19 protein-coding genes are annotated in these 24,001 nt (G+C 60.7%); 5 read left to right on the forward strand and 14 right to left on the reverse strand.

Translation table 11 applies throughout. The features are described from left to right. Window positions 1-3: 3 nt before the first annotated feature. The 4 genes from PY650_RS04270 to PY650_RS04285 form a co-directional block, all read right to left on the reverse strand. Window positions 4-2,301, reverse strand: a complete 2,298-nt coding sequence (locus PY650_RS04270) for a chemotaxis protein CheA (protein WP_285877817.1) — start codon at window positions 2,299-2,301, stop codon at window positions 4-6. A gap of 15 nt (window positions 2,302-2,316) precedes the next feature. Next, a complete protein-coding gene (cheY1, locus tag PY650_RS04275) occupies window positions 2,317-2,682 on the reverse strand; it encodes a chemotaxis response regulator CheY1 (RefSeq protein WP_285877818.1) in 366 nt (121 codons plus the stop codon). Further along, complete coding sequence (locus PY650_RS04280) at window positions 2,679-2,975, reverse strand: STAS domain-containing protein (protein WP_285877945.1); 297 nt, start codon at window positions 2,973-2,975, stop codon at window positions 2,679-2,681. The genes cheY1 and PY650_RS04280 overlap by 4 nt, the downstream gene beginning before the upstream one ends. Window positions 2,976-3,038: 63 nt before the next feature. Continuing rightward, window positions 3,039-4,682: a globin-coupled sensor protein gene (locus tag PY650_RS04285; protein ID WP_285877819.1), complete on the reverse strand. Its 1,644-nt coding sequence runs from the start codon at window positions 4,680-4,682 to the stop codon at window positions 3,039-3,041. Window positions 4,683-5,447: 765 nt separating this feature from the next. On the opposite strand from PY650_RS04285, the gene PY650_RS04290 reads away from it, so the two are divergent. Further along, a complete protein-coding gene (locus PY650_RS04290; RefSeq protein WP_285877946.1) occupies window positions 5,448-6,911 on the forward strand; it encodes an ArnT family glycosyltransferase in 1,464 nt (487 codons plus the stop codon). Here the strand turns inward: PY650_RS04290 and PY650_RS04295 are convergent. Then, entirely contained in the window at window positions 6,902-7,168 is a 267-nt protein-coding gene (locus PY650_RS04295) for a helix-turn-helix domain-containing protein (protein ID WP_285877820.1), read from the reverse strand. The genes PY650_RS04290 and PY650_RS04295 overlap by 10 nt on opposite strands. An 81-nt stretch (window positions 7,169-7,249) precedes the next feature. On the opposite strand from PY650_RS04295, the gene PY650_RS04300 reads away from it, so the two are divergent. The 3 genes from PY650_RS04300 (at window position 7,250) to secD (ending at window position 12,186) form a co-directional block, all read left to right on the forward strand. Then, window positions 7,250-9,097 carry a cation:proton antiporter domain-containing protein gene (locus PY650_RS04300; RefSeq protein WP_285877821.1) on the forward strand — a complete coding sequence of 616 codons (1,848 nt, stop codon included), beginning with the start codon at window positions 7,250-7,252 and terminating at the stop codon, window positions 9,095-9,097. A gap of 66 nt (window positions 9,098-9,163) precedes the next feature. Then, a complete protein-coding gene (locus tag PY650_RS04305) occupies window positions 9,164-9,535 on the forward strand; it encodes a hypothetical protein (RefSeq protein ID WP_285877822.1) in 372 nt (123 codons plus the stop codon). 95 nt (window positions 9,536-9,630) lie between these two features. Next, window positions 9,631-12,186 (forward strand): protein translocase subunit SecD, encoded by a 2,556-nt coding sequence (gene secD, locus PY650_RS04310; protein WP_285877823.1) that lies wholly within the window; start codon window positions 9,631-9,633, stop codon window positions 12,184-12,186. 60 nt (window positions 12,187-12,246) lie between these two features. Here the strand turns inward: secD and PY650_RS04315 are convergent, their stop codons facing one another. Continuing rightward, on the reverse strand, window positions 12,247-13,119 hold the full coding sequence (locus tag PY650_RS04315) for an SMP-30/gluconolactonase/LRE family protein (protein WP_285877824.1): 873 nt from the start codon (window positions 13,117-13,119) through the stop codon (window positions 12,247-12,249). A gap of 268 nt (window positions 13,120-13,387) precedes the next feature. Between PY650_RS04315 and PY650_RS04320 the strand changes: the two genes are divergently transcribed. Continuing rightward, window positions 13,388-15,454: an ATP-dependent helicase gene (locus PY650_RS04320; protein ID WP_285877825.1), complete on the forward strand. Its 2,067-nt coding sequence runs from the start codon at window positions 13,388-13,390 to the stop codon at window positions 15,452-15,454. A 119-nt stretch (window positions 15,455-15,573) separates the two neighbouring features. Here PY650_RS04320 and mmsB read toward each other — a convergent pair whose 3' ends face one another. From mmsB to PY650_RS04360, 8 genes are all read right to left on the reverse strand, one after another. After that, window positions 15,574-16,455, reverse strand: coding sequence for a 3-hydroxyisobutyrate dehydrogenase (mmsB, locus tag PY650_RS04325; protein ID WP_285877826.1), 882 nt, complete (start codon window positions 16,453-16,455; stop codon window positions 15,574-15,576). A 22-nt stretch (window positions 16,456-16,477) separates the two neighbouring features. Then, entirely contained in the window at window positions 16,478-17,536 is a 1,059-nt protein-coding gene (locus PY650_RS04330) for an enoyl-CoA hydratase/isomerase family protein (RefSeq protein ID WP_285877827.1), read from the reverse strand. A 41-nt stretch (window positions 17,537-17,577) separates the two neighbouring features. Beyond that, a complete protein-coding gene (locus tag PY650_RS04335; RefSeq protein WP_285877828.1) occupies window positions 17,578-19,173 on the reverse strand; it encodes a GMC family oxidoreductase in 1,596 nt (531 codons plus the stop codon). Between the two features lie 176 nt (window positions 19,174-19,349). Beyond that, window positions 19,350-20,336, reverse strand: coding sequence for a branched-chain amino acid ABC transporter permease (locus tag PY650_RS04340; protein WP_285877829.1), 987 nt, complete (start codon window positions 20,334-20,336; stop codon window positions 19,350-19,352). A 1-nt stretch (window position 20,337) separates the two neighbouring features. Then, window positions 20,338-21,225 (reverse strand): branched-chain amino acid ABC transporter permease, encoded by an 888-nt coding sequence (locus tag PY650_RS04345; protein WP_285877830.1) that lies wholly within the window; start codon window positions 21,223-21,225, stop codon window positions 20,338-20,340. Window positions 21,226-21,229: 4 nt separating this feature from the next. After that, a complete protein-coding gene (locus tag PY650_RS04350) occupies window positions 21,230-21,931 on the reverse strand; it encodes an ABC transporter ATP-binding protein (protein ID WP_285877831.1) in 702 nt (233 codons plus the stop codon). A 1-nt stretch (window position 21,932) separates the two neighbouring features. Then, entirely contained in the window at window positions 21,933-22,715 is a 783-nt protein-coding gene (locus tag PY650_RS04355; protein WP_285877832.1) for an ABC transporter ATP-binding protein, read from the reverse strand. A 15-nt stretch (window positions 22,716-22,730) separates the two neighbouring features. Beyond that, window positions 22,731-23,939, reverse strand: a complete 1,209-nt coding sequence (locus PY650_RS04360) for an ABC transporter substrate-binding protein (protein ID WP_285877833.1) — start codon at window positions 23,937-23,939, stop codon at window positions 22,731-22,733. Window positions 23,940-24,001 lie beyond the last annotated feature (62 nt).

The following is a 24,001-nucleotide window of genomic DNA, read 5'->3' on the forward strand; positions in this document are numbered from 1 at the left end:
GGTTCAACCTGCTGCTGCGTATGACATTTCGGCCTTCAGCGACTGGCCGCGCGAGGCGCCGACCACGGCGTCAACGTCCAGAATGAGAGCAACGCGCCCGTCACCAAGGATGGTCGCGGCTGCGATGCCGGGCACATGCGTGTAGTTCGCTTCGAGGCTCTTGATCACGACCTGCCGCTGACCCTGGATGGCGTCGACCATCAGGGCGCGCTGTCCGCCGCCTTCCGATTCCACCAGCAGCGCGACACCCTCGACGGGATTGGCCTGCGTGGCGCGGAAATTGAGGATGCGGCCGACATCGACCAGCGGGCAGAAGCTGTTGCGGATCGAGATCAAGCGATGGTTGGCGCCGAAGGAATGGATCGCGGCGGCTTCCGGCTGCAGGGTCTCGACAATCGCGGTCAACGGCACCACCAGCGTCTGGCCGGCAACCGTCACCACCATGCCGTCGAGTACGGCGAGCGTTAGCGGCAGGCTCATGGTGAAGACCGAGCCCTGTCCCGGCTTGGAGCTGATGTTGATGCGGCCACCGAGTGCCTGGATCGAACGCTTGACCACGTCCATGCCGACACCGCGGCCGGAAATGTCGGAAATCTTGTCGGCTGTGGAGAAGCCCGGCAGGAAGATAAGGTTATCGATTTCCTCGTCCGAGAGATTGGCGTCGGCAGGAATGAGATCGTTGTCGATCGCCTTCTGGCGCACCTTCTCGCGATTGATGCCGGCGCCATCGTCGGCGAGTTCGATCAGGATGCGGCCCGACCGATGCTTTGCCGTCAGGCGAACCGTACCTTCCGGGTTCTTGCCGAGCGCCGTGCGCTTTTCCGGCGTTTCGACGCCGTGGTCGACCGCATTTCGGATCATGTGGGTCAGCGGCTCGGCCAGCTTGTCGATGACCGTCTTGTCGACTTCGGTGTTTTCACCCTCGGTGACCAGACGGATCGACTTGCCGGTCATGTCGGCAATTTCACGGACGATGCGCGACATGCGCTGGAAGACCGGCTTCACCGGCTGCGCGCGGATCGCCATGACGCTATCCTGAATCTCGCGGGTGAGCTGCTGCAGCTCCTCGAGACCCATATTGATCGAGGATGCGCCGTTATTGTCATTCTCGATGACGCTCTGCGAAAGCATGGCCTGGTTGATGACCAGTTCGCCGACAAGGTTGATCAGTCGGTCGACACGGTCGAGATCGACGCGGATGGTCTGGCCGGCACCTGCGGCGGCATTGTTCTGCGCGGCGGCGCTGGCGGCAGCGGCGGCGGCGGCCGCGGCTTCCTTCTTTTCGACGCGAGCGGCAGCGGAGGCAAGCTGCGTGACATTGCTGGCGGTTTCAGCGGCAGCAACGGCGGCAGCCGCGTCGTTGTTCGGCTTCACCGCTTCCTCGGCGGCTTCCGCAGCCGGCTCGATACCTTCGCCGTCGAGAACGGAGAGGTCGAAGGGCACCGGCACCATCGGCAACTCTTCATCATTGCCTGCAGCTTCGACGAGCCGGACATCGAGCTCGCAATCCCATTCGGCGAATTCGAAGACGGTGCGGATGGCGTCTTCGCCCTTATCCGTCTTGATCGAGATCGTCCACTTCAAATAGGCACCTTCGGGGTCGAGCTGATCGAGGTCCGGGAGAGCGTCCATGTTGCAGTGGATGCTCATCTCGCCGACGCGCGAGAGATCGCGCAGCAGCAGCGTGGCATCATTGCCCTTGGCATAGAGATCGGAGCGCGGCTTGAAGCTGACTTCATATTCCGGCACGGCCACAGGCACTTCGTCGCTACCGAAATCTTCGTCGAAGCTGAAGGGGATTGGCTGAAAGCCGCTATCATCAGTGGGGACGGGCGCGGCCTTAACCGGAGCCGGTGCAGGCGCTGCGGCCGTTACAGGCTTCGGCGCGGCTTCGCTGGCTGCGGATGCTGACGGCAATTCGCCGTGGGCCAGCGCTTCCAGTTCCTTGACCAGGCCCCTGCTGCGGGCCTGATCGACGCTGCCGCCGTCACGGGCGGCATTGGTCAGGTCCGCCAGAACGTCGGCGGCCTTGAGCATGACCTTCAGGACATCCTGGGTCGGCTCCAATTTGTTGGATCGAACACAATCGAGCGTGGTTTCGAAAACATGGGCAAAGGAGACAAGGTCGTCCAGACCGAAGGCCCCTGCCCCGCCCTTGATGGAATGAACGGCACGGAAGACGGCATTGACGGTTTCCGGATCCCGGTCGCCATCATTCATTTTCAGGAGACCGGATTCCAGTTCGGCGAGCTGCTCCTCGCACTCCTGGAAGAAAATCTCTTTGATTTCGTTCATATCCATAGGAACAGATCCTGTTTAAGCGGTTACACGCTCGATGGCATCGATCAGCTTGGCGGGATCGAAGGGCTTCACAATCCAGCCCGTCGCACCCGCCTGGCGGGCGCGGTTCTTCTTTTCGGCATCGCTTTCGGTCGTCAGCACCAGAATCGGAATGGCCCGGTACTTGTCGTTGCGGCGAACCCCTTCGATGAAACCGAACCCGTCAAGGCGCGGCATGTTGATGTCCGTGACGATCACGTCTGGGTTGGCTCCTTCCAAAACCTCGAGGCCCTCGACGCCGTCTTCGGCCTGAATGGTCTCGAAGCCGGCATTGTTGAGGGTGACGAGAAGCATGTTTCGGATGGTCCGTGAATCATCCACGGTCAGCACTTTTTTCTTCATTGCCGGATCTCCTTGGCAAGCAGATGATCGATGTCGACTCCAATCAACTGCATCGTTTTTTGAAATGCATCCGACACCTTGGAAAAGGTGAAGGACAGCTTGTCTTCATTCCAAGTCTTGGCGGCGGCCATGATGACCTGAATGCACAAGGCCCCGATCCTCTCGACGCCTGATGCATCGATCACAACATGGCTGCCGCGCAGCCCCATTAACTTGCTGCGAAGCGTCGAGGCCTCGTTAAGGTCCAGCACCGCGGCCAGACTGATTGTCTTTTCGCCTTTCCTGCTCGCCATCGCTTTTATTCCTCGTTGACTGAAATCGGGCCCCACGGCCCGCATGCGCATAAAACAGAGATGTCAGTAAACATTCCGCTCGCCTCCAATCCCGGCCCTGCGAAGCGGAAAATCGAATTCGGCCGTATCGCCCGCATCACGCCGGACGACGTCTTCGTCGCGCCGAGCAATGGGCAAGCGTTGCGCTGCAGCCACCGGGCGTGGCACAGCGTGACGGCGCGCGCGCTCAAGGCGGAATTCACGGATCGTCTGGCCAAGTTCGAGGATGACGCTGTGAAGATGATCGGTGCCTTCGTCCGAGCGACGGGCGAGGTTTTCGGTGGCAGCGGCGCGCTCACCGAAGCTGCCGATATCCGTCGTTACTGTGTGCAGACCGGCCGCCTGTTCGTCGGTGGCGGCGGCAATGCCGGAAATGGCATCGTTGATATCGGTCACCTGGCGGACGATACTGCCGATCGCTTCCTGCGTACGGCCGACCATTTGCACGCCGGCATCGACCTGCGCCTTGGTGCCCGTCACCAGCACCTTGATCTCGCGGGCGGCATCGGCGGAGCGCTGAGCGAGTGCACGAACTTCCTGGGCGACGACGGCAAAGCCACGACCGCTGTCACCGGCGCGAGCTGCTTCGATACCGGCGTTGAGCGCCAGCAGATTGGTCTGGAAGGCGATCTCGTCGATGACGCCAATGATCTGGCCGATCTTCTCCGCCGAGGTTTCGATATCGGCCATGGCCGCAATGGCCTGGCCGACGACGCGGCCGCTGTCTTCGGCCGCAACGCGGGTAGAGGCGGCGGCACGCTCGGCCGAGCGCGTGCTGGCGGCATTGCTGCGAACCCGATTGGCCAGTTCGCCAAGCTGCTTTGCCGACGCAGCAAGCCCCTGGGCTTGCTGCGTGGAATTCTGTGCGAGGAAGCGCGTATCGCGGGCGATTGCGTCCGTCGTCGATTCCGCCGCCTGCACGCTGGCGGACAAAGCTGTAAATTGCTGCTGGATGTCGTCCAAAGCGGCATTCAGCGTCTGCGCCAGTTCGGCATAGGCCTTAGGGCCGTCGGCCGGCAGGCGGACGGTCAGGTCGCGTTCTGCGAGGCTGCGCGTGACATCGGCAAAAAGACCAGCCGCCTCGGCATGATCCGCGCTGCGTTGTTCGGCAAGTGCCCGCTGATGGTTGAGGCGCAACTCGTTGAAGCGCAGTGACACGGAGATCTCGACGTCAACCATCACCAAGCGAATGACGGCGGCGGTCAAATCGCTCAGTTCACGGGCACGACGTTTGGCGCCGGGCAGGATGGCGCGGCCGCCCATCTCCTCGACGATACCAGCGAGAACGTGCTCCAGAATTACGCCGTGGCCGGCGACGTGCCAGCGCGGATCGAGCCCCATCTTGCTTTCGGTATCGGAGAGAACCTTGACACGCTCGGCGTACAGACTGTCGAAACGAGCGTCCGTCAGCACGTCCCAATGCGAGGATTGGAAGTCATGCAGACGTTCGAGCTGGCTTTCGCTGGTAAAATTGCGGGCTGCGTCCGGAAAGGTCTGGAGACGGTGGAAGAGATCACGCAGACCGGCTTTCAGATGCGCTTGGAGCATCGGCCGGTTGCGCCGCACGATTTCGCATTGCTCGGCATCGAGACCAGCAAAACGCAAGCGGTCGCGAAGGCTGCCCGCCTGCGCCCGTCCTGCCTGATCTGACGGCGAATCCTGCGTCAAAATCGTCCCCAACGAACCGCCGGGCGCAAACACGCCGGCAAAACCACGGATGATCCGGCTCAGACGCAACGAAGAGACGAGGAAACGCGCACGTCGCCGCCGGTCCATTGACCGGGACGCTGAAGCTCGCTCGTTCATCAAAGTCTGTTTTCGGACCGTTTGATGACATGGATACCGGATCTGACCCGGTACGACGGGGCGGCTTCATGCCTGGTGAGAACGAGTGACAGTTTTCCCATTCCGACGTGCAGCTTCAATGTTTATGGTTAATTCCTTGCTTGAAGGTTAATAAGTCCAGGCAGCAATTCTGTTTTGATTTAAACTATTTTGGGTTCGATTTCTGCCGGTGGCGATTTTGAGTAAAAGCTCAAGTAGCCGCAAGTCACAGGCAAGCTTCATATTCTAATCCGGCAAGTAGAGACACCTTCGATGTCGACACGGAGAGAGCAATGATTGTTCTTGGTTTGACTGCTTCGCTGATGGCCGGCATGACGCTCGCTGCCTTCGTGTTTTTGAGCCTCATCGAAGAGACCCGCGGCAAGGCCGCTCCCCGCGTACTCTGAGCATCTCGCCAGACGCCCATCGGCGCGCAAATCCCACATCAAAAGAGCTTACGCGTGCCGCATCGGGCCGCGTTTACCGTCTTTCTCTCTCCGCAAGAGCTAGCGTCGGGCTCGATAGTTCCGTATGAAGCCTGACACCCCGGCACCGAGATCGACCCTATTGATGTCCGATACGACCCATTTTGAAACAAGCCAGCAGGCACTGTCGATGCGGCTTGCCCTTGCAATCGTCTTCGGCGTCACGCTTTGGCGCGTGGTGATGTTGATCTTCAACAGGACGGATCTGTTCGTCGACGAGGCGCAATATTGGTTCTGGGGCCAGAACCTCGACTTCGGATATTATTCCAAGCCGCCAATGATCGCCTGGGTCGTCCGCTTCTTCAATGCGATTTCCGGTTCGGACTCGACCTTCTGGATCCGCGTTTCCGCGCCGCTCTTCCATCTTGCCACCGCGCTCATGCTGATGCGGACAACGCGGCGGCTGATTGCGGGGAACGTCGGGCGAGAGATCGAGCCCTGGGTCGGGGCCATCTTCATCACCCTGCCGGCCGCCTCGCTTTCCGCCGTACTGGTATCGACCGATACGATCCAGATCCTGTTCGTCACCATTGCGATCTGGGCTTTTCTTGGTCTCACCAAACGTTCATCCGTCATTGAGGCGCTGATCCTCGGCGTCAGCCTCGGCATCGCCTTCCTGACGAAATATTCCGTGCTATTCCTGCTGCCGGGTGTCGCCGTCGCAATGCTGACACTGCGTTCGGCTCGCATAGCCTGGCGCGACGTTGTCATCGCCGCCATCGCCGGCGCTGTCATCGTCGCCCCGAATCTCTGGTGGAATTTTGCCCATGATGCGGCAACGGTGCGCCATACCGAAAGCATCGCCCATTGGAACGGTGACGGAAACGGCGGCGGGCTGGTGAAGCATCTGCTCGGCGCGCTCGGGTTCGTCTGGGCGCAATTCGGGGTCGTCGGACCCATCATTTTCTATGCCATGCTCTGGGCGGCTTGGCGGATGGTCCGCGGCAAAAGCGACGACACGGAAAAACTGCTCGTTTGGCTGTCGATCCCGGTCGTGGCGTTGATCACGCTGCAGGCGCTGTTTGCCAAGGCCTATGCCAACTGGGCGGTCACGGCCTACGCCGCCGGCACTATCCTCGCCGTTTGGCTGCTTTACCGGCTGACGAAAAAGGGCCTGGTCATCTCGCTGATTATCGGCTCAGTCGTTGCCTTCCTTTTGCCGATTCTGACCGTGTTTGCCTATGACATTAAGCTGCCGAACGGCAATCTGCTGATGCAGCGCTACGTCGGCCGAAGCGCCATCAGCCTGGAGATCGCCGATATCGCCGCCCAGGCGAATACGCCGGATATCGTCGCCGATAACCGTGATATTCTCGCCGATCTGTTCTACACGCTAAAGGGCAAGCCTTATCATATCTACGCTCGCAACTACGGCGGCTTTCCGAGGAGCTACTACGAGCAGAATTTTTCGCTGCCTTCCAATGTGACCGGCGACGTGCTTTACATCGACGACGAACCGTTCGATTGCACCGCAGGCCGGTCGGAACTCGTCAAAACCTGGTCGCCGGATTTCGGCAACATGAAAGGCAGGACGCTCTACGCTTACCGTCTTTCGCCAAACTGCCTGGCCCCCAAACCTCAATCGTGATGTGAAGCCGGGCGCAGGTAGACACCCCAACCAAGCTGCGGCATTTCCGCGAAGACGACGCCACCCTCTTCGAAAGCCAGGCGCAATTGCGCCTCGGTCGCCCGGTGAATATCATGATGGCCGCCCTCATAGTCGCGGATCGTGCTTCGTGACACGCCGGCTTTTCCGGCTATGTCCGACTGCGTCCAATCAAGCAGCCCACGCGCCGCCCTGCAGAGCGCAGGCGTGAGAATCATTGGGTTGGCGCCTTGATTCACGATTTAAAACCACCCATATTGGTCAACATACGCCAAATATGTCATAAACTGCACGGGATTTCCAGTATCGAGGAGACTGCAATGCCACACGACACGCCGTTGATTTCGACGATCGTCATTGGCCTCGTACTGGCATTCATCTTCGGCGCCATCGCCAATCGGTTCAAGATGCCGCCGCTCGTCGGCTATCTTCTTGCCGGTGTGCTCGCCGGCCCGCACACACCCGGCTTCGTCGCCGACCAGAGCCTGGCGCCGGAACTCGCTGAAATCGGCGTCATCCTGTTGATGTTCGGCGTTGGCCTGCATTTTTCACTCAGGGACCTTCTGTCTGTACGCGGCATAGCGGTTCCCGGTGCGATCGTTCAGATCGGCTTCGCAACCCTGTTGGGTTGGGGGCTCGGCGCCGCGATGGGTTGGCCGCTCGGCGGAAACCTGGTCTTTGGCCTCGCGCTCTCCGTCGCTTCGACGGTCGTCCTGTTAAAAGCGTTGCAGGAGCGCCGGCTAATCGAGAGCGATCGCGGCAAGATCGCAGTCGGCTGGCTCATCGTCGAAGACTTGGCCATGGTGCTGGTTCTCGTCCTCATTCCTGCCGCCGCCAGCATTTCCGGTCACGGCACGCCCGAGCCATTGTCGGCCGGCCTCAACAGGATGTTGGGCCTCGATCTCGGCATCACCGGCATCATCGCCATGACGCTGCTCAAGGTCGCGGCTTTCGTCGGACTGATGCTTGTCTTTGGCCGGCGGATCATTCCCTGGATCCTGCACTTCATCGCCCATACCGGCTCGCGTGAGCTTTTCCGCCTCGGCGTCCTCGCCATTGCGCTCGGAGTTGCATTCGGGGCTGCGAAAATCTTCGGCGTGTCGCTGGCGCTCGGCGCCTTCTTCGCCGGCATGATACTGTCGGAAAGCGAGCTCAGCCACCGGGCCGCGCAGGAAAGCCTGCCGCTGCGCGATGCCTTTGCCGTACTATTCTTCGTCTCGGTCGGCATGCTGTTCGATCCGACTATCCTGATCGATAACCCGCTGCCACTGTTGGCGACCGTGTTCATCATCGTCATCGGCAAGTCGGTCGCCGCGTTCTTCATTGTGCTCGCCTTCGGCAAGCCGGTGAACACTGCACTGACCATTTCCGCCAGCCTGGCGCAAATCGGCGAATTCTCCTTCATCCTCGCCGCACTCGGCGCCGATCTCGGCCTGCTGCCCGCCGAAGGCCGCGACCTGATCCTCGGCGGCGCGATTATCTCGATCATTTTCAACCCAGTTGTCTTCATCGCCTGTGACTGGCTGCAAAAGATCCTGAAAACCAAGCGGCAGACCGAGGCACCGATTAGCAAAGAACCAGCTGCGCAAGCGGAGCGGGCGGCGACGGGCGAAGCCTCACCTTCCGTTGCCGATCCAATGGCCGAGACCATTGGCCATGAGGGACTGCGGGCGACCACACTTGCCGGCCATGTCGTGCTGATCGGCTATGGCCGCGTCGGCAGCATTGTCGGCGAAAACCTCAAATCCTCCGGTACGCCTTTCGTAGTCATCGAGGATTCCGACAAGCGCATCGTCGAACTCAAGCAGCAGGGAGTCGAGGCGATCTACGGTAATGCGGCCTCTGCGGAGGTTCTGGCATACGCTAATGTCGCGGCGGCGCGTAGCCTGGTCATCGCCATTCCGAACACCTTCGAGGCCTGCAGTGCGGCCGAACAAGTGCGCGCCGTCAATTCGTCGGCCCTGATCGTCGCTCGCGCCCATTCCGAAGCCGAAATCGACGTGCTCAAGCAATATGGCGCTGATACCGTCATCATGGGAGAGCGAGAAATTGCGCTGGGCATGGTTGACCGGCTGGCACAAGTGCATCATGACAGGCCGCACTATGAAGACGCGAAGCGTCCTGATATCATAACCGAACCGTCGGAATCCGCTCCGGCAAAGAAATGAAGGCCTTTTAGACCATTGGACCCGTTCGAATTCGGCGCCGCCGATAGCGAAGAGAACGAGAGCAGGATGACGCGCCGCGCCGGAGCGCGGGTGATCGCCTCGCTGTTCGTCGCTTTTTTCGCCTATATCGGACTGGCGCTTGGCGGCGGCATCAATCTCGCTTCGCGGGCGGACGCCGAAGCCTTTTCCTCCGGCAAGGACAGCCAACCGCTTTATCTCGCCTTGCGCGATCCAGTGCGCGGCATTGTCGTTGCCGACCGCACGGTCACACCGAAAGCCACCTGGCATGATATCGGCCCGGCAACGCTTACGGCTCTTCCCTCGCTCGGACTTCTGAGCAATCCGTGGCAGCAGCCCGATCGCGGCGAAGCCATACAGCGCGAGTCTCTCGCTTTTCGCGCCTATCTTGCCCGCGCCCCTCCAGCTGCCTTCATCTGACCGGTTCGCGCGCTTAACGGCGCATCTCCAACATGACTCCACGTCCGCCAGCGGCAGGCTCCGCTGGCATTAGCGTATTTCCAAGGATAATACCCATGCGCACCTCACCATGGCTGGTGGTCCTCTATTCAGTGATCATCGTGCTTGGCCTCCTCATCGCCCTGCCGAACGCGCTGCCGCCGTCGATTCTCAGCAAGGTCCCGTCCTGGCTGCCGCATAGCCAAGTTTCCCTGGGCCTCGACCTTCGCGGCGGCTCTTACCTCGTCCTAGAAGTCGACGAGAAGGACCTGACCAACGGCCGGCTGCAATCGCTGATGCAAGACTCGCGCCGTGTTCTGCGTGACAAGAATATCCTGACCCGTTCGATCGTCCGCAATGGCGAACAGATCATCGTAACGCTGACCGATCCGTCGCAGAGCAATGATGCGGTGACCCAGCTCAGAACCCTCGCCAACACGATCTCGTCCGGCCTCTCCGCGGGCCAGTCTGATCTGACGATCACGGCAAATGGCAGCGCGATTGCGATGTCCTTCTCGCCGGCTGGCATTGCCAGCAACGTCGATTCCGCCGTTCAGCAGAGCTTGGAAGTCATTCGCAAGCGCGTCGACCAGGTGGGCGTCGCCGAACCGACCATTCAGCGCGTCGGCCCCAACCGTGTCCTCGTGCAGCTCCCGGGCGCACAGGACCCATCCCGTCTGCGTGAACTGCTCGGTTCGACCGCGAAGATGTCCTTCCATCTGCTCGCCGACAATGTCGATCCGAACAATCCCGGCCCCGGCGTCACCATCCTGAAGGATGAAGAGGGTCGCAGTTATCCGGTTCTCGATCGCATCGAGCTCGCCGGCGATCGCCTCACTGATGCCCGCGTCAGCTTCGATCCGAACACCCACGAGCCGCTCGTCACCTTCCGCTTCGACAGCGCCGGTGCCAACCGCTTCGCAGAAATCACCCGCGAAAACGTCGGCAAGCCCTTCGCAATCGTTCTCGATAACAAGGTGCTGAGTGCGCCGAACATTCGCGAGCCGATCACCGGCGGTTCGGGCCAGATCTCGGGCAACTTCACCGCCGAAAGCGCAACGACGCTCGCAGCGCTCCTGCGCGCCGGTGCGCTGCCCGCCAAGCTGACGGTCATCGAAGAACGCACGGTTGGCGCCGACCTCGGCAGCGACGCGATCCAGAAGGGTATCTATAGCGGCCTGATCGGCTTCGTCTTGGTTGCCGCCTTCATTTTCGTGCTCTACGGCGCCTGGGGGATTCTCGCGAATGTTGCACTTCTCATCCACACGATCCTAACGTTCTCGGCCTTGACGCTTGTCGGTGCCACGCTGACGCTGCCCGGCATCGCCGGCGTTGTCCTCGGTATCGGCCTTGCGGTCGATGCCAACGTTCTCATCAACGAGCGCATCCGCGAAGAAACCCGCAAGGGCCGCAGCGCCTTCGCCGCCATCGATAACGGCTTCAAGAAGGCTTATTCGACGATTATCGATGGCAACATGACGGCCCTGATCGCCGCCGCCATCCTGTTCTACTTCGGCTCCGGCCCGGTTCGCGGCTTTGCCGTGACTATGGGTCTCGGCCTCATTATCTCTATGTTCACCTCCGTCGCCTTTGTGCGCGTCGTGATGATCGCCATCACCCGTCGCCGCAAGCTGAAGGTGCTCAACATCAGGCCGCTGATCCCCTTCAGCCCCTATGACAAGCACATTCAGTTCATGAAGGCCCGCTTCTTTGGCGTCGCGGTCTCGGCGATTCTGTCGATCGCCTCGGTGATACTGTTCATTCATCCGGGCCTCAACTACGGCGTCGATTTCCGCGGCGGCATCCAGATGTCGGTCAGGACCAAAGACGCGGCCGATTTGTCTACATTCCGCGAGGGCCTGAACACGCTCGGCCTCGGCGAAATCGCACTGCAGTCCTTCGGCGACAACAGCAGCCTCCTTGTCCGCGCCCAGCGCCAGGACGGCGGCGAAGAGGCACAGACAGCCGCGGTCACCAAGCTCAAGGCAGAAATCATGAAGATCGACCCAACCGCGACCATTGAAGGCACGGATGTCATCGGTCCGAAAGTTTCGGGCGAGCTTGCCTGGGCCGGCATCTTGTCGGTCCTGATCGCCAGCCTGGCGATGCTGTTCTACATCTGGTTTCGTTTCGAGTGGCCGTTCGCGGTCGGCGCCATCGTCACGCTGGTACTCGACGTCACCAAGGCGATCGGCTTTTTCGCGATCACCGGCCTCGATTTCAACCTGACGGCCATCGCCGCTATCCTGACACTGGTCGGTTACTCAGTGAACGACAAGGTCGTGGTCTATGACCGTATGCGAGAAAACATGCGGCTCTACAAGTCGATGCCGCTGCGCGACATCATCGACAGGTCGATCAACGAGACCCTGGCGCGAAGCCTCTATACCAACGCCACCGCCTTCCTGGCGCTGGTACCGATGGCGATCTGGGGCGGGAGCGCCGTCTCCAGTTTCGCGATCCCGATGGTGTTCGGCATAATCGTTGCCGGCGCCTCGTCGGTCTTCATCGCCGCTCCGATCTTGCTGTTCCTCGGTGATTGGCGCCGCCGCCATGCCAAGGCCGCCGTCGATGATGCCAAGCCGGACGACAAGTCCGGCAGGGACAACAAACAGATCCCCGCCGCCGAATAAGCGGCAGACGGACACAAACGAGGACATGCCCGGTTTTCGGGCATGTCCACCACTTCCGGATCAGATGGATGGCATGTGCAGCGGCAATCCTGGGCGCGGCGCCGTTATTCTCTCCACAACACCATTTTCCTGCTCGGTAATGAGCGCAAATTTGCCGTCGAGGGTGAAGGCGATATTGCTCGGCCGCGCGCCATCGGTGCGGATGCGGCCTGCAAGCTTTCCCTTGGGATCGATCATGCAGATCTCGCCCTGTCCGTAAATCGTGCAATAAAGCATACCGCTGCGATCGAAGGCCATCCCGGCCGGCCCGCACAGCGCCTTCGTAGTAGGCGCCCGCATGACCTGGGCAAACAGTTCCTGCCGTCCACCTACGATCTGGCGATAGATTTTCCCGGTCAATGTCTCGCTGTAATAAAGCAGCCCGTCCGGCCCAAATGCTATGCCGTTGGCATAGAGCAAGCCGGTCGCCAGCACGCGCTGCACCCGGCCTTCTGCTGGGTCGATCTGATAGACGCGGCCGTTATAGGGCGCCTGGAAAAAATCGGGATTGATGTCGGAGCCTTCGATCAGGTCGGAGATACGGACACCGGAATCGGTCATATAGAGCAGGCCGGCAGGACCAAAGGCCAGGTCGTTCGGATAGAGAAACGGGCCGTCTTTGTCACCTTCGATCACCTGCAAAGTGCGGCCCTCGGGAGAGAGGCGAACAAGGGAGTTTTCGGGGCCGCCCGCCACCCAGAAACAATTGTCGCCATCGACTGCAAGCCCCGATGGCCGGCCGCCGGGCCGACAGATTTCGCGACGGCTGCCGCCGGCAGCGATCATCGTCAGGCACCGACGACTGTCGTCTGCCTCCACAAGCGCGATACGCCCATCCGTCAGGGCAACCGGCGCCTTGGGCTGACGCAATCCGGTGGCGATCGTCTCATTCATGTTCGGGAACCCTACCCAGCGCACCGAAACCCCAAAATTATCTGTCACAATTGGTAAATAAGTACCCCAACGGCTTTTTTCGAGCCGGCTTCCATTAAATCTGAACCATCTTCATGACGGGAGGGTCACATCTCCGCGCAGATCCTGTCGATCTTGACAGTTTCGGCCAATTCGGAACATTCATCGAACATTCGGACATTTTTGCGAACGTGATTCGTCACCGATTCCTTGTTTGCCCGCCTGCCGTCCGAAGCCTTCAGGAGAGACCATGAGCGCCTATCTGGAAAAGCTAAACCCGGAGCAGCGGCTGGCGGTCGAGCACGGCACGACGGTCGAAGGCAGCCATATCGCCGGGCCGCTGCTGGTAATCGCCGGCGCCGGCTCCGGCAAGACCAACACGCTGGCCCATCGCGTTGCACACCTCATCGTCAAAGGCGCCGATCCCCGCCGCATTCTGCTGATGACCTTTTCCCGGCGCGCGGCGGCCGAAATGGGCCGGCGCGTCGAGCGCATCTGTCGCGAGGTGCTTGGCGCCAATGCCGGCATCATGGCCGACGCGCTTGCTTGGACCGGCACATTCCATGGCATCGGTGCGCGGCTCTTGCGCGACTACGCCGAACAGATTGGCCTCGACCCGGCCTTCACAATCCATGACCGCGAAGACAGCGCCGACCTGATGAACCTCATTCGTCACGAGCTCGGCTTCTCCAAGTTGGAAAGCCGCTTTCCGACCAAGGCGACTTGCCTTGCCATCTATTCCCGCGCAGTCAATTCGGAGACGCCGCTCGAAGAGATACTGCGCGATTTCTTCCCGTGGTGTGCCGGCTGGGATAAGCAGCTGCGCGACCTCTTCGCAGCCTATGTCGAAGCCAAACAGGCACAGAATGTGCTCGATTACGATGATTTGCTGCTCTATTGGGCGCATATGTTGCACGAGCCGCTGATCGCCGAAGACATCGGCCGCCGCTTCGACCACGTGCTTGTCGACGAATATCAGGATACCAACCGGCTGCAGTCATCGATCCTGCTGGCGCTGAAACCGGGCGGTCAGGGACTGACCGTCGTTGGCGACGATGCGCAGTCGATCTATTCCTTCCGCGCGGCAACGGTGCGTAATATCCTCGACTTCCCGACATCCTTTACCCCCGCCGCCAACATCGTCACGCTCGACCGCAATTACCGATCGACGCAGCCGATTTTGGCTGCCGCCAATGCGGTGATCGAGCTGGCCTCCGAGCGTTTCACGAAGAATTTGCGTACGGAGCGGCAAAGCGCCCAACGCCCGCGTCTGGTGACGGTGCGCGACGATAGCGATCAGGCGCGCTACGTTGCCGACCAGGTCCTGGAAAATCGCGAGAGCGGCGTGAAGCTCAAGCAGCAGGCGGTGCTTTTCCGGACTTCCCACCATAGCGGCCCGCTGGAGGTGGAGCTTACCCGCCGCAACATCCCCTTCGTCAAATTCGGCGGGCTGAAGTTTCTCGACAGCGCCCATGTCAAGGACATGCTGGCCGCTCTTCGCTTTGCCCAGAACCCGCGCGACCGCGTCGCCGGCTTCCGGCTGATGCAGCTCCTGCCGGGAGTCGGCCCCTCGACCGCGCAGCGCGTGCTCGACCATATCGGGGAAGAGGCCAGTCCTATGGCGGCGCTTGCCGATTTTCCAGTGCCGCCGCGCTCGGGAGAGGACTGGACGAGCTTCGTTGCGACCATGCAGGAGCTGAAGAGCGGCAAGGCCGGATGGCCGGCGGAAATCGGCCTCGTGCGAAGATGGTACGAGCCGCATCTGGAGCGAGCACATGAGGATTCGGCGACGCGCCAGGGGGACCTGATACAGCTCGAACAAATCGCCGGGGGCTACGGCTCGCGCGAGCGCTTCCTCACCGAATTGACGCTCGATCCACCCGATGCCACAAGCGACCAGGCCGGCGTGCCGCTGCTCGACGAGGACTATCTCATCCTCTCGACAATCCATTCCGCCAAGGGCCAGGAATGGACAAAGGTGTTTGTCCTCAATGCCGTGGATGGCTGCATTCCGGCCGATCTCGCCGTCGGATCATCCTCCGAGATCGAGGAGGAACGGCGGCTGCTTTACGTCGCAATGACTCGCGCGAAAGACAATCTCGATCTCGTCATTCCGCAGCGGTTCTTCGTCCACGGCCAGCATGCGCAAGGCGACAAACATGTCTTCGCCTCGCGCACGCGTTTCATCCCGGCGACCCTGCTGCAGTTCTTCGAGGTCTGCAGCTGGCCACAGGCACGGGCGGAAAGCGCTGTAGCGGCCCAGGCACGACAGGTGCGCGTAGATGTCGGGGCGCGGATGCGCGGTATGTGGCGGTGAGCGCTCGTTCGGCAGGTCACGCTTGCTCGCCGATGCCGTACCTTCCGACATGTCCCCTCGCCGCGTTTGCGGGGGAGGGGTAGAGCGAGGGGACACCCGCAATCTATCGCCTGCAATATTCAGCGCGCTTCTCGGAACATCTCGATGATCGCCGAGAAATCGCGGCTGCCATTCCCGAGCTTCTCGAAGAGCGCGTAGAGCTGCGCCGCTTCGGCACCCAGCGGCGTCGATGCGCCGCTCGAAAGCGCTGCCTCCTGCGCAAGCCGCAGATCCTTCAGCATCAGTGCCGCCATGAAGCCCGGCTTGTAGTCACTGTTGGCGGGCGAAGTCGGCACGGGGCCGGGTACAGGGCAATAGGTGTTAATCGACCAGCATTGCCCCGACGACGTCGAGGCGACGTCGAATAGAGCCTGATGCGACAGGCCGAGCTTTTCGCCGAGCACGAAGGCTTCGCAGACGCCGATCATAGAAATGCCGAGGATCATGTTGTTGCAGATCTTCGCCGCTTGGCCGGCCCCGGCGTCGCCACAATGGACGATCTTCTTGCCCATGACTTCGAGCAGTTGTTTGGCGCTTGCAAAACTCTCCTGCGACCCGCCGACCATGAAGGTGAGCGTTCCGGCCGCAGCGCCCCCAGTGCCGCCGGACACAGGTGCATCGAGCGACAGGCAGCCGGCATCACCAGCCATGGCATGGGCATTGCGGGCGCTTTCGACATCGATGGTCGAGCTGTCGATCAGCAAGGTGCCCTTCGGCACGGAGCGCAGGATATCGGTCCAGACCGTCAGGACATGTTGCCCCTTCGGCAACATGGTGATGACGATTTCGGCGTCCACCAAGGCCTCGGTCAGCACGTTTGCGGCCTTGACGCCCGTCGCTTCCGCAGCCTTCAGCGCATCATGCACTAGATCGAAGCCGACGACGTCGTGGCCGGCCTTGACCAGATTGGCAGCCATGGGACCGCCCATATTGCCGAGCCCGATGAATGCGATCCGTGTCATAATGGTCTCCTCTCATGATCATTTATTCTTCGAAAAGCGGCGGCCGTGGCGGCACGAAGAAGCGATCGATGGCGACAATGTCGACTTCGGCAAGACTTGCCGGCGACCATTTTGGATTTCGGTCCTTGTCGATGACCGCGGCGCGCACGCCTTCGAAAAAGTCAGGATTATACAATATTCCGAGACAGGCACCGAGCTCGCGGTTCAGGCATTCTGCCAGGCTCGCACTCTTACGGCCGGCCCGCAGCAGTTTCAGAGTCAATTTCAGGCTGGTGGGAGAGCGCGTGGAGATCATCTGTGAAGTTTCGGCGGCGAAATCGCCTGCCTCCTGCCCCAGCGCCTCCTGAATGTCCTCGACAGCATCATATGCCAGCGCCCGATCGATCATATCGCGGTTGGCCGCGAGCCGACTTTCGCCTGCAGGAAAGGCCATGCCTGAAATCACCCTGTGCACATCGTCTGCGGATGTGGCGATGGGCAGCGCGCAGATCGTCTCGATCAACGCCGGTAGATCGGAAGAAGCAACACAATGGTCGGCCAACCGCGAGTGGATCGCGTCGGCGGCGTGGATGGCGTGACCGCTCAGGCCCATCCAAGTTCCGCTCTCACCGGGCGCACGCGGCAAAAGCCAGGTGGCGCCGACATCGGGAAAATAGCCGATGCCGGTTTCCGGCATGGCGAGCCGGGTGCGTTCCGTAACGACGCGATGGCTGCCATGGCAAGAAAGCCCGACGCCGCCGCCCATGGTTATGCCGTCCATCAGCGCCACATAGGGTTTGGGGTAGTTTGCAATGGCATGGTTGAGACGAAATTCCTCGCGCCAGAAGGTCTCGGCTTCCGCAGACCCTCGTTTGCCGCTCTCATGCAACAGGCGGATGTCTCCGCCGGCGCAGAACGCGCGCTCACCCTCCCCGCTAACGATGGCGCTGGCGATGGAGGGATCGGCGGCGAAATCAGAAAGAGCCGATGCAATCGCCCGGATCATCGGCAATGTCAGGCTGTTCAACGCCTGCGGCCGGTTGAGACGGATGAGACCCGCCGATCCCTGACGCCCGACGATGACCTCTTCTATGCCATGCATTCGAAAACTCCCTATGCCCGCCTTATTCAATCAATAGGCGCTTAGCGGTTGTCGGTAAGGATCATCTCAGCGGCTTTCTCGGCGATCATGATGGTCGGCGAGTTGGTGTTACCTGATGTAATCGACGGCATGACCGAAGCATCGGCGATCCGAAGTCTTGCCAACGCGCGAGAGCGCAGGCGCGGATCGACCACGCTTTGCGGATCGCCGCCCATGCGGCAGGTGCCGACCGGATGAAAGATCGTCGTGCCGATATCGCCGGCCGCGCGCTCCAGATCGGCGTCGGTCTGATACGACGGGCCGGGCTTGAATTCCTCCGGCAAGAATTTGGCGAAAGACGGCTGCGCCACGATCCGCCGCGTCAGGCGGATGGAGCGCACGGCGATTTCGCGGTCGCGCAATGTTGAGAGATAGTTTGGGCTGATCGTTGGCTGGGCCGTGAAATCGGGACTATGGATGTGCACGAAGCCGCGGCTCTCCGGCCTCAGATTGCAGACGCTGGCGGTGATCGCCGGAAAAGGATGGACGGGATCACCGAACTTGTCGAGCGAAACCGGCTGCACATGATATTGCAGGTCCGGCGTTTCCTTGTCGGGGCCGGAGCGGGTGAATATGCCGAGCTGGCTCGGCGCCATCGCCATCGGCCCCGAGCGGCGCACGAGATATTCCAGCCCGATCGCCGCCTTGCCGAGCAATTTGGTCGCCTTTTCATTTAAGGTCGGCACGCCCGTAACCTTGTAGGCCATGCGCAGTTGCAGGTGATCCTGCAGGTTCTCGCCGACCGCCTTGACTTCGCGCACCACCTCAATGCCGGCTTGGCTCAATATCTCGCCGCGGCCAATGCCGGAAAGTTCCAGTATCTGCGGAGAGCCGATGGAGCCGGCGGATAGCACCGTCTCCTTGTCGGCATGGGTGCGCTTCACCATGCCGTCATGCTGGAATTCGACACCGATGACGGCATCGTCCTCGACGAGCAGGCGGCGGACCTGCGCCTTGGTGAGGACGGTGAGATTGCCCTGTTTCAGCGCCGGCCGCAGGAAGGCCTTCGCGGTATTCCAGCGGACACCGGAGCGCTGGTTGACATCGAAATAGCCGGAGCCCTCGTTATTGCCGCGATTGAAATCCGCCGTCTCGGGTATGCCGGCTTCTCGTGCGGCCGCCTGGAAGGCATCGAGAACGGCCCAGCGCACGCGGGCCTTCTCGACTCGCCACTCGCCACCGACGCCATGTATCTCGTCCTTACCTTTATAGTGATCCTCAGACTTCACGAAATAGGGCAAAACATCGTCCCAGCCCCAGCCGGTGCAGCCGAGTTGCCGCCAGAGATCATAATCGCGTGCCTGGCCGCGCATATAGATCATGCCGTTGATCGAGGAACTGCCGCCGAGCACCTTGCCGCGCGGATAGTTCAGCGAGCGGCCGTTCAGCCCAGCTTCCGGCGCGGTGGTGAAGCACCAGTCCGTGCGGGGATTGTTGATGCAATAGAGATAGCCGACCGGGATGTGGATCCAGTGGTAGTTGTCGCTATCCCCCGCTTCCAGCAGAAGCACTCTGTTGTTGCGATCTGCCGACAGCCGGTTGGCAAGCACGCAGCCGGCACTACCGGCACCGATGATGATGTAGTCGAAGCGATCCATTCCAGAGACTCTGTTGTCCCTTCTCCCCGCTAGCGTGGAGAGGGTTAGGGTGAGGGGCGTAAAGGTTCGGCAAACGCCATAGTCGCCGGCATCTTTGCAGGCCCTCATCCGCCCATCGGGCACCTTCTCCCCAACCCTTCGACAAGCTCAGGACGGGGAGAAGGAAAATCAAGCCGTCAGCGGCGATACTCAAATCCGAGCTTCCGCCCCAGCCGCGACGCGTAGAACTCGCCAATAATACCGCGACGGAAAAGCAGGACGCAGACCATAAAGACGATGCCGGTGATGACGGTGACCGGGAATTCAGAGGTTGCGAGATAATTTTCCAGCGTCGCCACGAAGCCGGCACCGAAAAGCGGGCCGATCAAGGTGCCGATGCCGCCGAGCAAAGTCATCAGGATGACCTCGCCGGACATCTGCCAAGCGACGTCGGTCAGCGTCGCAAACTGGAAAACCAGCGCCTTTACCGCGCCCGCAAGCCCAGAAAGTGCCGCCGACATGACGAAGGCGCCGAGCTTGTAATGTGCGACGGAATAGCCGAGCGAAATCGCCCGCTGCTCGTTTTCCCGGATCGATTTGAGGATCATGCCGAAGGGCGAATTGATGAAGCGCCAGATGATCAGCACCCCGATGATGAACACCGCCAGCACGAAATAATACATGTTGAAGGGGTTGTTGAGATCGATGACGCCGAAGAGATAGCCGCGCGGCACCGACTGAATGCCGTCTTCGCCCTGCGTAAACCTCGCCTGCAGACAGAAGAAATAGAACATATAGGACAGAGCCAGAGTGATCATGGCGAAATAGATGCCCTGCCGGCGGATGGCGACGAAGCCCATGATTAATCCAAGCAGTGCCGCACCAGTGACGCCGATCACGATGCCGAGTTCCGGCGGGACGCCCCACTCCTTCACCGCATGCGCCGCAAAATAGGCCGCGCCGCCGAAGAAGGTGGCGTGTCCGAACGACAGAAGGCCGGTATAGCCGAGCAGCAGGTTGAAGGCGCAGGCAAACAGCGCGAAGCAGAGCACCTTCATGACAAAGATCGGATAGATCAAAAACGGCGCCCAGATCAGTAGAACCAGGCCGAAGATCAGAAAGCCCTTCTGGACTGACGAGGGACGACGGCTTTTGGAATTCAGCGTATCGGTCATATCGGCCATATCACGCATCCCGGCCAAAAAGGCCCGCGGGCCTGAGGAGCAGCACGATCGCCATGATCACGAAGATGACGATGTTGGATGCTTCCGGATAAAAGACCTTCGTCAGGCCTTCCGCCACGCCAAGCACATAGCCGGTGACGATGGCGCCCATGATCGAGCCCATGCCGCCGACGACAACAACCGCAAAGACGATGATGATCATGTTCGATCCCATCAGCGGCGAGACCTGATAGATCGGTGCGGCCAGCACGCCGGCAAGGGCGGCGAGCGCGACGCCGAAGGCATAGGTCAGCGTGAGAAGCACCGGCACGTTGACGCCGAAGACCTGCACGAGCACTGAATTTTCCGTCGCGGCACGCAAATAGGCGCCAAGCTTGGTCTTCTCGATCAGCAGCCAGGTGCCGACGCAGACAACAAGCGACACCGCGATCACCCAGCCCCGATAGATCGGCAGGAACATGAAACCGAGATTGACGGCGCCCACTAACGCGGTCGGCACGGCGTAGGGCTGGCCCGAAGAACCGTAGAGATAGCGGAAAGTCCCCTCGATGGTCAGCGCCATGCCGAAGGTAAAAAGCAGGCCGTAGAGCGGATCGACCTTGTAGAGCCTGCGCAGGCATAGGCGCTCGACAACAGCACCGAAGAGGGCGACAATCAGCGGCGCCAGGACCAACGAGGGCCAATAGCCGATGCCGGCATAGGCGAGCAGCAGATAGGCCGTGAAAGCGCCGAGCATATAGAGCGCACCGTGGGCGAAATTGATCACCCGCAGCATGCCGAAGATGATCGCGAGCCCGAGGCTCAAGAGCGCATAGAAGGAACCGTTGATCAGGCCGATCAGCAATTGTCCGAGGAGCGCCTGCAGCGGGATTCCAAATATCATGGTCATGGCGTCAGACCCCCAGCACCTTGTGCAGCATGCCCATCCGCTCCGGCAATTCGCCGACCGGAAATTCCGCGACCATCTGGCCATGATCCATCACATAGAAGCGATCGGCAATGCGGCTGGCGAAGCGGAAATTCTGCTCGACCAGCAGAATGGTCATGCCGCGCTCCTTCAGCTTCTTCAACACCTCGCCGATGCGCTGGACGATGACCGGCGCCAGCCCTTCCGTGGGTTCGTCGAGCAGCAGCATGCGTACACCGGTCCGCAGGATGCGGGCCATGGCGAGCATCTGCTGCTCACCGCCCGAGAGTTTCGTGCCCGCGCTATTGCGGCGCTCGTGCAGATTGGGAAACAGCTCGAAAATCTCATCGACCGTCATCCCGCCTTGCGCGACTACCGGAGGTAGCATCAGATTTTCATGAACGCTAAGCGTGGAGAATATCCCACGCTCCTCCGGTACGAAACCGATGCCTCTGTGCGCCGTCTTGTGCAACGGCACATGCATCATGTCGGCGCCGGCAAAGGCGATCTTACCCCTGCGCGCCCGAACGATGCCGACAATGGTGCGCAGCGTCGTCGTCTTGCCGACGCCGTTGCGACCGAGAATGGTGATGGTTTCGCCCTCGCCGACTTTCATGTCGACGCCGTGCAATATGTGGCTTTCGCCATACCAGGCATTGAGACCCTGGATCTCAAGCAGTGCCGCCATTCTACGCCTCCTCCGTGCCCATATAGGCCTCGCGGACGCGCGGATCCTGGCTGACCGTGGCATAATCGCCTTCCGCGAGGATTTCGCCGCGCTGAAGCACGGTGACGTGGTGGCAGATATCGGCGACGACGGAGAGATTGTGCTCCACCATCAGCACGGCCCGATCACGCGCCACATCGCGGATGATCGCGGAGACGGTGTTGACATCTTCCAACCCCATGCCGGCCATTGGTTCATCGAGCAACAGCACCTTGGGATCAAGCGCCAAGGTCGTCGCGATCTCCAGCACACGCTTGCGGCCATAGGACAGATCGGCTGCAATGGCATTGCGCTCCTTCGCCAGGCCGACCGCTGCCAGCAATTGCTCGGCACGTTCGTTGAGGCTCGCCAATGCCGAGATCGGCTGCCAGAATTGATGCGCCAGATTGTTCGGCCGCTGCAGGGCGACGCGAACATTATCGAGCACGGAGAGATGCGGAAAGACGGCCGAAATCTGGAAGGAGCGCGCCAGCCCCATACGCGCGACTCTATCCGGCTTCGTCCTGGTAATGTCGGTCCCAAGAAGGGTGATCGTCCCATGCGTTGGCTGCAGGAATTTTGTCAGCAGGTTGAATACAGTTGTCTTGCCGGCGCCGTTCGGGCCGATCAGCGCGTGCACGCGGGAATGTCGCACGTCGAGATCGACATTTTTGACCGCCGTGAAGCCGCCAAAATCGCGGCGCAGGCCGCGGGCGGATAAAACCACCCGTGGCTCTTCCAGTTGCTCTTTCGCAAAGATCGCCATCGGCTGATCGCAACCTTACTGTTTGACGAGATCGCAGCCGCTCTTGGCTGGATCGATATAGGCTTCCTTGCCGGGAATCGTTGCCAGAACATTGTAATAATCCCACGGCTGCTTGCTTTCCTCAGGCTTCTTGACCTGGAGCAGGTACATGTCGTGGAACATGCGCCCGTTGGGACCGACCGTGCCGCCGCGGGCGAAAAAGTCGTCGACGGGCATTTCGTGCAATTCCTTCGCAACCGCTTCTGTATCGTCGGTGCCGGCCTTTTGCACGGCCTTCAGATATTGCAGGACGGCGGAATAGGTGCCGGCGTGGATCATGTTCGGCATCCTGCCCGTGCGGGCGAAGAAGCGCTTGCCGAATTCGCGGCTCTTGTCATCGAGATTCCAGTAATAGCCTTCGGTCAGGGTCAAGCCTTGAGCCGCCTGAAGGCCGAGACCATGGACTTCGGCGAGCGTAAAGAGCAGCGCCGCGAGATGCTGGCCGCCCTGGGTGATGCCGAATTCCGAGGCCTGCTTGATGGCGTTAGACGTATCGAGGCCGGCATTGGCAAGACCGATGACCTTGGCGCCCGAGGACTGGGCTTGCAGCAGGAAGGATGAGAAGTCGTTGGTCGACAGAGGATGGCGGACGGAACCCAAGATCTTGCCGCCATTTGCCTTGACGAAATCAGTCGTCTGCTGCTCCAGCGAATAGCCGAAGGCATAATCGGCGGTCAGAAAGAACCATGTGTCACCGCCCTGCTTGACGAGTGCGCCGCCGGTACCGACGGCCAGAGCATGCGTGTCGTAGGCCCAATGGAAGCCGTAGGGCGAGCACTGCTTGCCGGTGAGATCGGTCGTCGCTGCGCCGGTGACGATATCGATCTTCTTCTTCTCCTTGGCGATCGCCTGCACCGCCAGCGCCACCGACGAGGTGGTCAGCTCCATGATGGCGTCGACCTTGTCGGTGTCATACCATTGGCGGGCAATGTTCGAGGCGATATCCGGCTTGTTCTGATGGTCGGCATCGACGATCTCGATCGGAACGCCCAGCACTTTGCCGCCAAAATCCTCAACCGCCATCTTGGCAGCTTCCACAGAGGACTTGCCGCCGAAGTCGGCATAGACGCCCGACTGGTCGTTCAAAATGCCGATCTTCACCACATTGTCGGAGGCGCCAGCGGCAAATGCCGCGGCGCTGGTTGCAAGCAGAAGTGCCAGGGACGCAATAAGACTCTTTCGCATATCTTCTCCTCCCAGAGATTTGGCAAAAATGAATCTGTTCAAAATTGGCCAATCGTTCTCCT

The sequence above is a fragment of the Martinezella calliandrae genome, from assembly GCF_030272695.1.
Lineage (GTDB): Bacteria > Pseudomonadota > Alphaproteobacteria > Rhizobiales > Rhizobiaceae > Rhizobium > Rhizobium calliandrae.